This window comes from Brevibacillus jepli (assembly GCF_047229145.1).
Classification (GTDB): domain Bacteria; phylum Bacillota; class Bacilli; order Brevibacillales; family Brevibacillaceae; genus Brevibacillus.
Map to the genome: position 1 here is coordinate 254,779 of NZ_JBFEFW010000004.1, position 11,621 is coordinate 266,399.

At 47.6% G+C, this 11,621-nt stretch carries 11 protein-coding genes; all 11 read right to left on the minus strand.

The window, feature by feature from the left end; genetic code table 11:
• Positions 1–48: 48 nt before the first annotated feature.
• Complete coding sequence (hemY, locus tag AB1L17_RS06780; protein ID WP_412843672.1) at positions 49–1,458, minus strand: protoporphyrinogen oxidase; 1,410 nt, start codon at positions 1,456–1,458, stop codon at positions 49–51.
• Positions 1,459–1,470: 12 nt separating this feature from the next.
• The gene (gene hemH / locus AB1L17_RS06785; RefSeq protein ID WP_412843671.1) at positions 1,471–2,403 is read right to left on the minus strand and encodes a ferrochelatase; all 933 of its coding nucleotides are present in this window, start codon (positions 2,401–2,403) and stop codon (positions 1,471–1,473) included.
• Between the two features lie 16 nt (positions 2,404–2,419).
• On the minus strand, positions 2,420–3,457 hold the full coding sequence (gene hemE / locus AB1L17_RS06790) for a uroporphyrinogen decarboxylase (protein WP_412843670.1): 1,038 nt from the start codon (positions 3,455–3,457) through the stop codon (positions 2,420–2,422).
• A 138-nt stretch (positions 3,458–3,595) separates the two neighbouring features.
• Positions 3,596–4,444: a DUF4097 family beta strand repeat-containing protein gene (locus tag AB1L17_RS06795; RefSeq protein ID WP_412843669.1), complete on the minus strand. Its 849-nt coding sequence runs from the start codon at positions 4,442–4,444 to the stop codon at positions 3,596–3,598.
• A 1-nt stretch (position 4,445) separates the two neighbouring features.
• Entirely contained in the window at positions 4,446–4,997 is a 552-nt protein-coding gene (locus tag AB1L17_RS06800; RefSeq protein ID WP_412843668.1) for an HAAS signaling domain-containing protein, read from the minus strand.
• On the minus strand, positions 4,984–5,313 hold the full coding sequence (locus tag AB1L17_RS06805) for a PadR family transcriptional regulator (protein ID WP_412843667.1): 330 nt from the start codon (positions 5,311–5,313) through the stop codon (positions 4,984–4,986). Before AB1L17_RS06805 ends, AB1L17_RS06800 begins: the two co-directional genes overlap by 14 nt.
• Before the next feature lie 184 nt (positions 5,314–5,497).
• Positions 5,498–7,372 (minus strand): bifunctional metallophosphatase/5'-nucleotidase, encoded by a 1,875-nt coding sequence (locus AB1L17_RS06810; protein ID WP_412843666.1) that lies wholly within the window; start codon positions 7,370–7,372, stop codon positions 5,498–5,500.
• 88 nt (positions 7,373–7,460) lie between these two features.
• On the minus strand, positions 7,461–8,252 hold the full coding sequence (locus AB1L17_RS06815; protein WP_412843665.1) for an alpha/beta fold hydrolase: 792 nt from the start codon (positions 8,250–8,252) through the stop codon (positions 7,461–7,463).
• Between the two features lie 530 nt (positions 8,253–8,782).
• On the minus strand, positions 8,783–9,592 hold the full coding sequence (locus AB1L17_RS06820) for a hypothetical protein (RefSeq protein ID WP_412848862.1): 810 nt from the start codon (positions 9,590–9,592) through the stop codon (positions 8,783–8,785).
• 134 nt (positions 9,593–9,726) lie between these two features.
• Complete coding sequence (locus tag AB1L17_RS06825) at positions 9,727–10,203, minus strand: GyrI-like domain-containing protein (RefSeq protein WP_412843663.1); 477 nt, start codon at positions 10,201–10,203, stop codon at positions 9,727–9,729.
• A gap of 122 nt (positions 10,204–10,325) precedes the next feature.
• Positions 10,326–11,615, minus strand: a complete 1,290-nt coding sequence (gene hemL / locus AB1L17_RS06830) for a glutamate-1-semialdehyde 2,1-aminomutase (RefSeq protein WP_412843662.1) — start codon at positions 11,613–11,615, stop codon at positions 10,326–10,328.
• Positions 11,616–11,621 lie beyond the last annotated feature (6 nt).

The window sequence follows — 11,621 nt, forward strand, 5'->3', positions numbered from 1 at the left end:
ACAGGACAAGTCGTTTAGCACCATAAAAAAAGGAAAAACCGGGGTTATCTATCTCCCCGGTTCTACAGACGCGATCCATTCCGCTATTGCTTTTTTTCCCTGATCGATACAATCAGGTACACCGACACCACTGTATGATGCACCTGCCACGATTACTCCAGGGAGTTCTTCTTTTAATTTCTTCTGTACATCCTGCACCCAAGCCTGGTGTCCGACTACATACGGAATTGCATTTTGCAAGCGTGATACATTATAAAAATCCGGCTCTGCGCGAATCGTCATGATCTTGCGCAAGTCACGGAGAACAACCTCCAAAATTTCCTCGTCCGTTTGCTCCATGAAGGATTGCTCCCCTGCTCTCCCCACAAAACTGCGCAGCAACGCCTTCTCTTTTGGCGTCGTATGCGGCCATTTGCGATGCGCCCACGTACACGCTGTGATTTTTGCCCCCGAATGCCGCGGTACAATAAATCCTGTACCTTCCATGCCTAAGTCAATGGCTGACTCGGGGAAAGCCATGGCAATCGTTGCAACCATATGTGGCTTCGCCTGTGGCAGAGTAGGAACCTGTACATACGGACGGAAAAGCGGCTCTGCGACAGCATGTGGGACGGTAAACAGCACGGTATCAGTCTCGATCGTCCCACCATTTTTTAATACTAAGGTGTACTTTCCGTCAGGTCGCTTCACCAGTTCTTTTACACCGGTATTCTTCGAGACGACTTCGTCAGGCAGGCTCTTCTCGATCGCCTCTACGAAGGACTGCAAGCCGTTCTTCAGCGTCAAGAAAATGCCTTTTGGCTTACCCTGCGTTTTCACTGGTGGGCGAGAATGCTTCATCGCTAAAATCAAGCTGCGATGCTGGCTCTCCATTTTGGCGAAATGAGGAAAACTCGCAAGCAAACTGAGATTGTCGAGATCCCCGGAGTAGACGCCGGACAATAAGGGCGCTATAAGATTATCAATAACTTCATTACCGAGCCTACGCCGAAAGAAATCACCAACAGAGATATCGCCGTCACCTTTTGATGCTGGAAGAACGAGATCCATAGCAGCCCGAAGCTTTCCAGGCCATGAAATGAGATCTGTTGTGACAAAAGGCATGACCTTCGTCGGTACACCCATAACCGCGCCTTCTGGTATTGCCTTCAAACGGTCCTGGTGCCAGATGTAAGCTTGTCCTGTACTGTTACGAACGAGATCATCTTGCAGTCCCAAGTCCACTGCTAGCTCTGCCGCACTTGTTTTGCGCTCGAGAAACGAATCGGGACCCTGCTCAATGACAAAGCCTTCGTGACGCCACGTCTTGATTTTTCCACCGAGTCGTCCTTGCTCCTCAATCAGTTGAAAACGGATTGGCAAGCCTTTTGCTTCGATTTCCTTCTGTAAGTAAAAAGCAGCGGTCAACCCTGTGATGCCGCTTCCTACAATTGTAATATGATAGGTATTATCGCTCATGTGATCGATCCCCTAATTCGCCAGCTTACCCTCGACAGCGTCAGCCAGACAGGAAATGAATGCAGGTCTGGCGTTAGGCATCGGTGGACGATAGTAATGTACGCCCAGTTCATCCGTAACAGCTTTGCATTCAAAATCATTATCATACAGAACTTCCAAATGCTCCGCGACAAATCCGACTGGACAGTAAACAAATGCTTGGTAGCCTTTTGATTCGTACAGCTCTCTAGTCAAGTCCTGTACATCTGGTCCCAACCACGGATCAGGTGTATTTCCTGCACTTTGCCAACCGATTTCATAGGAAGTGATTCCTGCTTGCTCAGCAATAAGCTTCGCTGTCTCTTCCAGCTGGATCGGGTACGGATCGCCTGACTTCAAGATTTTTTCCGGGAGGCTGTGAGCCGAGAAAATCACGACTGCTTGTCCGCGCTCTTCAACCGTCATCTTGGCAAACGTCTCTTGAATGGCATTTACCCAGTATCCGATGAAGCCTGGTTCCAGATACCAGCTCTCAATGCTGTGGATCGCAGGTCCTTCGATAGCAGCGGAATGCTCTTGTGCTCGTCCGTTGTATTCTTTGACGCTGTAGCTAGAATAATGAGGCGCAAGAACGAGACTGATCGCTTCCTTAATCCCATCGCGCTTCATCTGCTCGACCGCATCCTCGATAAAAGGAGCGATATGCTTCAAACCAAGATAACCGACAAATTCACGGTCTGGAAAACGCTTGTTCATTTCCTGCTCCAAAGCGCGAACCTGTTCATCTGTAATGTCTGCAAATCGATTCAATCCATCTACTGCCTCGTAGCGCGCCTTCAAATCATCAAGCAGTTCTTGAGGTGGCTTACGACCGCGGCGAATGTGAGTATAGTATGGTTCAATCTCTTCAGGACTGCGAGGCGTTCCATACGCCATTAACAAGAGTCCGGTCTTCTGCTTTGACATTTCACGCACCTCCTGGTTACACGTCCCTTTTGTAACTATGGATGAACCCTGTCAGTTTTTGCAGGGTTTCTACTTTGGCGTCAGGGAATACGCCGTGTCCCAGATTGAAAATGAAGCCTGGCTGCTTGGTTCCTTCATCAAGAATTTCCTTTGCCTTAGCTTCGAGCTTCTCCCATGGAGCCAGCAAGAGCGTTGGGTCTAGATTACCTTGCAGTGTCTTCGTAACTCCCATTTGACGAGCTGTCGTAATCGAAGTACGCCAGTCCAAACCAACCACATCAACAGGCAAGCGGTTCCAATCCATCAATAGATGACCAGCACCGATCCCGAAATAGATCGTTGGTACACCAGTATCTTTTAGCGCATTGAAGATACGCGTCATGACTGGTGTAATGTACTCGCGATAATCCTCGTCATTCAATGCACCGACCCACGAATCAAAAACTTGGACAGCTTGTGCTCCTGCTTTGATTTGTGCTTTAAGGTAGGTGATTGTCAGATCGCCCAGCTTTTCCATCAGGGCCTGCCAAGCAGCCGGCTCGGTATACATGAATGCTTTTGTCTTATGATAGTGCTTGGAAGGGCCGCCTTCGATCATATAGCTGGCCAGTGTAAATGGTGCACCTGCAAAACCGATCAATGGTACAGATAATTGCTGACGCAAAATCTTGATGGACTCAAGAATGTAAGGCACATGCGTATCCGGATCGAGTTCAAGCAGACGCTCAACATCTTTCAAGGATTCGATCGGGTTCGCGATCACAGGCCCAATGCCAGATTCGATATTCACATCCACACCAATCGGCTTCAGTGGCGTCATGATGTCTGCAAACAAGATGGCAGCGTCCACGCCCAGCTGCTCAACGGGCAGACGTGTCACTTCCGCGCAAACTTCCGGTATGTAGTTCATTTCAAAAAAGCTATGCTTCGCGCGGATGGCGCGGTATTCTGGCTGATAACGCCCCGCCTGACGCATGTACCAGACCGGGACATGCTCTGTCGCTTCGCCGCGACATGCTTTCAAAAACGTATCGTTAAAAGTTTTTGCGGTCATGAATAAACCTCGCTTTGCACAATTATGTTTCCTTCAATATGATACCATTCGTCATTCGACAAGTAATGTCTCTTTTGTGTCAAAATCTTTTCGTTTCTTCCGTTTCCAATCCTATCCAACAGTGTTTCCAAACTTCTCCTATTGAATGCGAACATCTCCGGTAGAACTTCGCACTGACATCGTTGGTCCGCCAGTACCAATCGAGGCATTCACCAGAGTATCCTCTTTTCTTTCATAAGATAGGTTCTGCCAGGTAGTTTCGATGCCTCCCGTATCTGTCTGTACCTCAAGCGTCGCAGCTGTAGGCTGTTTGCCTATGTCCACCCGAATATCACCCGTATCCGTGCGAATCGACACATGATCAGTCAACTCAGGCATGGTCAGTTTATCAATTGCACCAGTGGAGCTATCAATCAAGACGGCTGAACGAATGTCCGTCAAATTGATATCGCCTGTATCTGTACGGACATCGAGCTCCTGTCCCTCATATCCGGCAACTTCTACATCGCCTGTGCTGCTAATTACTTTTGCATACTTCGCGCTAAGCTTGCCACTTCTAATATCACCCGACATCGTTTCGATCTGGAGATTCTCATACACCTTTTCTGGCAACTCGACCTCCAGCTTTATCTCACCATTCCGCTGATAAAACATATTGACATGCAGACGCTCTCGCAATACCACGACTAATGTGCCATCCGGTGCGATCTCGCTCTTAAATTCCAGAATCTCGTACTGCTGTTCGGATACTTCACCGACCATGCGTACAGTTGCCTTTGGCAGTTTAGACGGGATAATCGCAATATCTGCCGTATCGGATTTGAGATCAATTGCTTTGATTTCTTGCTCCATGACGCGTTCTTCTTTTATCGGCTTTAACGAATAGGCAAAATTTTCTTGCCTCAAGAATAGCCAAACCATCCCACACACACCCACAATAAACAAAATCAAACTGAACCCAAACAATTTTTTACTCAGGTTTCTCATTTCATTTCCCCCTGATCATCTTTACGTTGAACTGGAGATAACGCAAAAATTGCTTGTACAGCCATTTGGTCAAACGAAGCAAGCCAATCGCGAGCATGCCGCCCAAGCCTACTGACACCATGCTCGAGAACAGCAGGAAGAGTCTCTCTTGCGATGGTGCGGGAATTCCGTAATCCAAGAATATTCCGACTGGTGCGACCAACAGGGCAGCTGAGGCTCCATATAAACCAAGCAGCACGCCAATTAAACCAAGAAATGGTCCCAAAACAAACACGAGATTAAAAAATCCCAAGCTGATCGTCGCGATGATCGCTCTTGTCATATTCCCGACTGACGCATTGGACTGAGCCTGATCAATCCGGTAGCCAGCCAACAGTTCTCGTGCCACTGCTTTCGGGTTCCCCAACCCTTCGGCGATTTCATTCTCGTTCTTCCCTTGCTTCATTCCCATGAGAAAATGCTCCGTGTAATCGGCAAGGATGTCTAAGCGTTCCTTATCAGGCAAAGCGCTAAGCAAAGCATTTAACTCATCCATAAACTCACGCCTTGTCATAACCGAGTCCCTCCTCTATGATCTCATTTACTCCACGATTAAATATTCGCCACTCCAAGACAAGGTCGTTCATGTATTGTCGTCCTCGATCCGTCAGCTGATAATATTTGCGCGGGGGGCCCTCTTGTGATTCCGCCAGATAGGTCGTGAAAAAGCCTTCCTGCGTCAAACGGCGCAACAAGGGGTACACTGTTCCTTCAGAGATATGGAATTTTTCTGAGATGCTCGCAACCAGTTCGTAGCCGTATCTGTCCTGTTTGGCTGTCAAAACAAGAACACACAGCTCCAGTACCCCTTTTTTAAACTGAACGTTCATCAATATCACCCATGTCAAAGCTTACCAAATAACTATTATATATTGCAAGGTACTTTATAATAACAAAACCTCTTTTTCGCAGCTTGTCAAAGAGGTGCGACTGCGTTTGAGAGGCATTGGATTCTTCCCGATTCAGTAAAAAAATGGACAGGGAGGTATTTCTCCGTCCCTGTCCGCGCAAACCTTATTTTACTTCGACAATGCGGCCTTCTACTTTTGGATTAACCGTTTTGCGCTTGATCAAGCCTTCTTCCACGATGCTGTACATGGACAGACCTGTGTTGAAGAATGGCTTTTTCAAAGATTCATAACCGTCTCCACCCGCTGCGAGGAAGTCGATGGTCGCCAATTTATACGTTTTGGTCAGATCAAGTGGCTTGTCGCCTACTTTCACTTCCACCACACGCTCACCTGCTGGCTTCGTTGGATTGTAGGTGAAGCTCATGCCGCTCACTTGCGGGAAGCGTCCTGCTCCCTCTTCTACTTTACTCACGCCGTTTTCGAGGGCTTTCTTCAGCTCTTCACCGGTTACCTCTACGATTGCCAGCGTATTGTTCTCGAATGGCAACAGCGTGTACAGACCTTTTTTCGTGATGTCGCCTGCTGGCAGCTGCGTACGGATTCCACCGCCGTTAGCAAGTGCGACATCTGCCTCATAGCCTTTGATAGACTGTGTACGCTCCAGCATGATATCTGTGATCAGGTTACCTACGTTCGTTTCTTTCGTACGAACCAGTGCACGGTCTCCATCGAGTGGCACTTCGGATTTCGCGATTACTACGTTCATCACGGTATCGATCTTGCCTACGATTTCTTTTACCATCTTATCTACGTCTGGATCAGCTACAACTGCTTCATCGTACTCTTTCAAACCGCCGCTGAATGCTACCAGTTCTTTGCCGAGGTAGTAGAGGTCAGCACGGCCGAGAGACTTGCCGTACTCCCAGTCTTGTACGATGTACGTGCCGTTTACGAGTTCAGGTGCTTTCAGTGGAGTATGGGAGTGACCACCAACAATCAGGTCAATGCCAGGAACGTTTTTCGCGATTTCACGGTCTACGTTCACTCCGATGTGGGAAACAACAATGACGTGATCTACTTCTTTTTTCAGCTCAGGTACAAGTACTTTCGCCACTTCTACCGGGTTTTTGAATGTCAGCCCTTTTACGTTGTCAGGGTGAGTCAATACAGGTGTGTCTTCCGCTACGAAACCAACAAAGGCGAATTTTTTCCCGCCAATCTCCGCTTTGAAAACAGGTGGCAGCAATTCTTTTCCATCTGCCTTAAACACGTTAGCAGAGATGACTGGATGCTCGAGCATGTCACGCAGCTTGAGCAGTTGCTCATAACCGAAGTCAAACTCGTGGTTACCCGCAGCCATTACGTTGTAGTCGAGGCTGTTGAGGATGGGAACAACAGATTCGCCTTTGAATTGGTTCACGAAAACGGTACCTTGGAAGGTATCACCAGCGTCCAAGAGCAAGAAGTTTTCGTTCTCTGCACGCCATTCCTTGAGCAAGGTTGCGATTTTGGCAAAGCCGAATTCTTTTTGGTTCTTGTCTTCTTGAATATGACCATGTGTATCGTTGGTGTGGGCAATCGTTACATGCGTGGTAGCCGCATCACCCAACGCCTGGAAAAATTCACCGCGCGTTACAGTCGCTTTGTTGTCGAGCTTCATTTTATAGCCCAGTTTGTCAGCCATTTGTGTCAGCTTGGCAGACGTTACGGTTTGCGCAGGGTTTTTATAGTCGTCTTGTGTGAGAGCACCTTGGCTCTTTGCCCAGTCGAAATAAGGAGTAGACCAATGAGCACCTTTAGCCGCAGCTCCCACTTTTGCCTCTTTCAATTTGGAGAAAACAACAGTAGCTTCCGCGAGAGTCACGGCACGATCCAAAGCAAGATCGCCATTTTGACCCGCTGATACAATTGCCTTTTTCACCATCCAGTCAGTGTGTTGTACGGGATGCAATGGTGCTGCAAATGCTGAGGAAGACATCAGCGATGCAAATACGATTGATGCAAACGCCGTCATCGTAATCCGACGTGCCTTTTTCATGATAATTTCCCCTCTCGTCTATGTATAAATAAATAGGATAACGTTTTCATTATAGCAAAATTTGCTAGGACTATGGTGTGATATTTGTTTACTTTCTGTTTAGAAAGCTCTTGAAGGCTTCTGCCATTTTCTCTGGTGCCTCTACCATACCCATATGCCCTGCATCAGGCAGCAACACTTGCTCGACGTTATTTTTATCAACTGTAAAAGTTTTTTCAGCGGGAATGATCTGATCCTCTGATCCTGCGACTAATAGCACAGGTAAAGTCGTTTCTTGCAGCACATGATTGCGTTCTACTCGATCACGCATGGCGATTAAGGTTTGGATGGCTCCAACCGGGCTCGTCGCAAAGCCAATTTCTTTTGCTAGCTGGACTTCTTCCCTCATTGTGTCGATATGGGAAGGTGCGAACAGCTTCGGTACAAGGGCTTTGATAAACGGCTCCATTCCATTTTGGCGGATGTTGTCTGCTCCTTTATCCCGATTGGCTTTGGCTGCATCGTCATCCGGATATGGCGTCGAATGGATCAAGCCAAAGCTCGCCAGCTTGTCCGCGTATTGATTTGCAAATGCCAAGGTCACATAGCCACCGAGCGAATGTCCAAACAGATGAATCTTCGCTAAACCCAGCTCATCTACAAACAAAGCCAGATCGTCTGCAAAGTGCTCCATTGAATACGGTTCATCAGGGGCCGAGCTGTTTCCATGACCACGCAAATCGATCGCAATGACACGATGCGTTTTAGACAAGAGCGGAACTAGCTTATGCCAGTAAGATGCGCTCCCGCAAAAACCGTGGATCAAAACAAGCGATTCCCCCGTTCCTTCTTCTACATAGGCTATTTTGATGCCGTTACTCAGTTGGACTTCCTTTTTCATCGAATCCTACTCCTTTACTGTTTGTTTACTTTTTGTCAAAAAGTGCTACTGACCCTTATCCGAAGAACATGAAAGAGGTGCAGCTAGTAGATGGTATACCCAAAAACAGGTTCTGTGATCGTCAGGCATGGGAGAGAAATGACGTACACGCACATTCAGGCAAATCAGACGCCATCTCGCTCCGTCTGTTTTTTCTTTCCCGGAGCCAGTTACTCGTTCGACAGACCTTATCTGTATTATTCTACCATGCTTTTTTTGAGCAAACAGTTCGATCTCGTCCATGTACACGCACAAGGAACCTCGTTTTTCCCGTTCGTCAGCGATCCTGTTGACTCCGTTGCTGAGGGAGGATTTGGTCGTGGCAAACTTGCTTGCGCTGGAGCAAAATGTCTTTCTCGTCTTTCTCGTCTCAGGTACTGCCGATCCCCACTACTATCAGCATGCAGTCTATTATGGATGAACTTGGTTGTTTTTTGGACAAGTCGCTGAACATTTGCTCTCGTAATTGACACGAACAAACGGGAAAATGTTTAAGCAAAACGCTTCGATACCCGCTTCAGTGCTTTTTTCATTTGCTTGCGTCTGCATTGCAACACTTTTAGGATGAATTTTTTTTCGGACCTTTTCAATAATCCTTTCGGTACCCTTTTGATCGCTTTTTTGATTTCTGAGGTAGGCAAAGATTGGATTTTTTTCACCATCTTGGCAAGCTGCTTTCGATTTTCCTGTGTGAAACGTTTCAATCCGTAGGGAATTCGTTGCTTCTTTTTGTCTCCGGTATGCAAGCAGAATTTGTATGCTTTTTTACAGGAGAACTTATTCTTTGCTCTGCGAAAATTCCATTTATTAGGATTACCAAACAACGACATGCCATGATCGATGCCATACCATTTGTATTTCTTCCATGATTTTCTTCGGTAGAGAATCAAGTTGCGATTCGAACGGTCCGGGTTAAGAATCCATGTATCGAAAGCCACCAAACGCGCTAATTTTTTGGCATTTTTGATATACTTGTGCGGTTTTTTCCTTACGTAAGACTTCGCCTTTTTCCAAGGAATAACCTTCCTGGCATTGGCTTCGATAGAGACAAGCCCGCGTCTCACATACCCTCGTGGTCCTCTTACACGAGCCTGTAAAACTTTTGCAACGGGTAACCCGAGTTTTTTGGCCAAGTATGCAGCAATGTATTCGTTTGCGACAAGAATACGATAACTCTTACGATGATGTGCCCAGACATTTGATTTAAAGTATCCTTTCCGATTTTTCCGTTTGCGAACACTCCAAATCAACCGACCGTAACGCTTGCGCAAGTGCTTTCGAAAATGCCATTTTAATTTCACCACACTTGTCACCCCTGTCCTGTTTCTTACAGTATACGAGTCTGGATTCCAATTGGTGAAACCAAACAGCCAACACCTCCCGTTTTTGGGTATAAGAGGTGTTGGCTGTTTAAAGGTGCTGCTTCGCTGTTCTTTTACCGAAGCGGGATAAAAATTTCGTACGTGTTCTCGACCCGAGCAGACTCATGCACAGAAGGAACGTACCGTTGATCGTAGCGCTCCATTCGAAGAGCATACTCATCTACGAGATGGTCACTTGCTTTGAGCCAGCCAAACAAACTGTGGTACGTGTTTTGGACCTGTTCCATCGGTCCTGTGTGGGTAAAGCGGGCGTATGTCTTCGCTGGAATCGTAAACCCGATCATGCCCTCAGGGATATGTTCGAAACGCTCTACTTCCACTACAATGTACTCGGTATATATTTGGTACGTCCGATTCTCGTCGCTGATGTCGTAACGAACATCCGGAGAAATCACGAGAGGAATCTCATCCTGGCGCTTCAAAAAAGTCTCCCACAGCTTTGGCATGTATTCCACAAGCATCGGAAACGAACCAGAGAAGCTAAGTCCAACCAGATGCTTTTGCGGTACGTGAACAATCGTCCCTTCCATGTCTCCACCTCATCATCTGCATTTTCCTTCGTATTTTGACAGGGGGTGGAAAAATCCTGCAAAAAAAAATCAAAAAAAGCACCTCCTGCATCAGCTAGGAAGTGCTCCCTTCTTTTCCTTCTTTATTCAAACGCTTTTTTCATCGCTTTGTAGCTTGCTTCAATCGTCCGTTCGATATCTTCATCAGTATGTGCCAAGGAAACGAACATACCCTCAAACTGGGACGGCGGGATCATGATGCCTTCCTCCAGCAGATAGCTAAAGTATGCCGAGAAACGCTCCAGATCGGATGTTTTCGCTGTTTCGTAGTTGATAACTGGTGTCTCTGTGAAGAACAGGCAAACCATGGAGCCTACGCGATTGAGCGTATGCGGAATGCCCAGCTTCTTGGCATTGTCAGCCAAGCCTTCAGCCAAACGAGCGGACATCTTCTCCAAACGCTCGTAAGCGCCTGGTTTGCTGAGCTCCTGCAAGGTAGTCAAGCCTGCTGCCATCGCCAAAGGATTACCCGACAGCGTCCCTGCCTGATAGATTGGTCCTGCTGGAGCCACTTGCTGCATGATCTCCCGTTTGCCGCCGTATGCACCTACTGGCAAGCCACCGCCGATGACTTTCCCCATCGTCGTCAAATCAGGGGTAATGCCGTACAGCTCTTGTGCACCACCCAATGCTACACGGAAGCCAGTCATGACTTCATCGAAAATGAGCAGTGTCCCATGTTTCTCTGTTATTTCACGCAGTCCTTCAAGGAAGCCTGGCTGTGGAGGAACGACCCCCATGTTGCCGCCGATTGGCTCCACAATAACTGCTGCCAGATCATCGCCAAACGTTTCAAATGCCAGTTTGACGCTTTCCAGATCATTGTAAGGGACCGTAATCGTGTTGTGTGCTGTTCCTTCAGGTACGCCTGGGCTGTCTGGAAGTCCTAGTGTAGCCACACCGGAACCAGCCTTGATCAACAAGCTATCGGCATGACCATGGTAGCAGCCTTCGAACTTCATGATTTTGTTGCGTTTGGTATAGCCACGCGCGAGGCGCAAAGCGCTCATCGTCGCCTCTGTACCGGAGTTCACCATACGCACGACTTCTACAGATGGCACGATCTCACAAACGAGCTTTGCCATTTCTGTTTCCCGCTCAGTCGGTGCGCCAAAGCTGGTTCCAAGCGCAGCTACTTCCGTAATCGCTGCAAGGACACGCGGATGCGCATGACCCAAGATCAATGGCCCCCACGAGCCGATGTAGTCAATATAGCTGTTCCCATCCACATCAAAAATACGGGAGCCTTCTCCTTTTGCGATGTAAACAGGATTGCCTCCTACGCTCTTAAAGGCACGAACTGGACTGTTTACTCCGCCTGGTATGTAATGCTGTGCTTCTGCAAATAACTGAGTAGATTTTTCTCTATTCATCTCGTG

Excerpts from the sequence above, each read along its gene's own strand:
- AB1L17_RS06810 (WP_412843666.1), bottom strand. The coding sequence starts at position 7,372 with ATGAAAAAGGCACGTCGGATTACGATGACGGCGTTTGCATCAATCGTA.
- AB1L17_RS06800 (WP_412843668.1), bottom strand. The coding sequence starts at position 4,997 with ATGACAAGGCGTGAGTTTATGGATGAGTTAAATGCTTTGCTTAGCGCT.
- AB1L17_RS06805 (WP_412843667.1), bottom strand. The coding sequence starts at position 5,313 with ATGAACGTTCAGTTTAAAAAAGGGGTACTGGAGCTGTGTGTTCTTGTT.
- AB1L17_RS06815 (WP_412843665.1), bottom strand. The coding sequence starts at position 8,252 with ATGAAAAAGGAAGTCCAACTGAGTAACGGCATCAAAATAGCCTATGTA.
- AB1L17_RS06795 (WP_412843669.1), bottom strand. The coding sequence starts at position 4,444 with ATGAGAAACCTGAGTAAAAAATTGTTTGGGTTCAGTTTGATTTTGTTT.
- AB1L17_RS06825 (WP_412843663.1), bottom strand. The coding sequence starts at position 10,203 with ATGGAAGGGACGATTGTTCACGTACCGCAAAAGCATCTGGTTGGACTT.
- hemH (WP_412843671.1), bottom strand. The coding sequence starts at position 2,403 with ATGTCAAAGCAGAAGACCGGACTCTTGTTAATGGCGTATGGAACGCCT.
- hemE (WP_412843670.1), bottom strand. The coding sequence starts at position 3,457 with ATGACCGCAAAAACTTTTAACGATACGTTTTTGAAAGCATGTCGCGGC.
- hemL (WP_412843662.1), bottom strand. The coding sequence starts at position 11,615 with ATGAATAGAGAAAAATCTACTCAGTTATTTGCAGAAGCACAGCATTAC.
- hemY (WP_412843672.1), bottom strand. The coding sequence starts at position 1,458 with ATGAGCGATAATACCTATCATATTACAATTGTAGGAAGCGGCATCACA.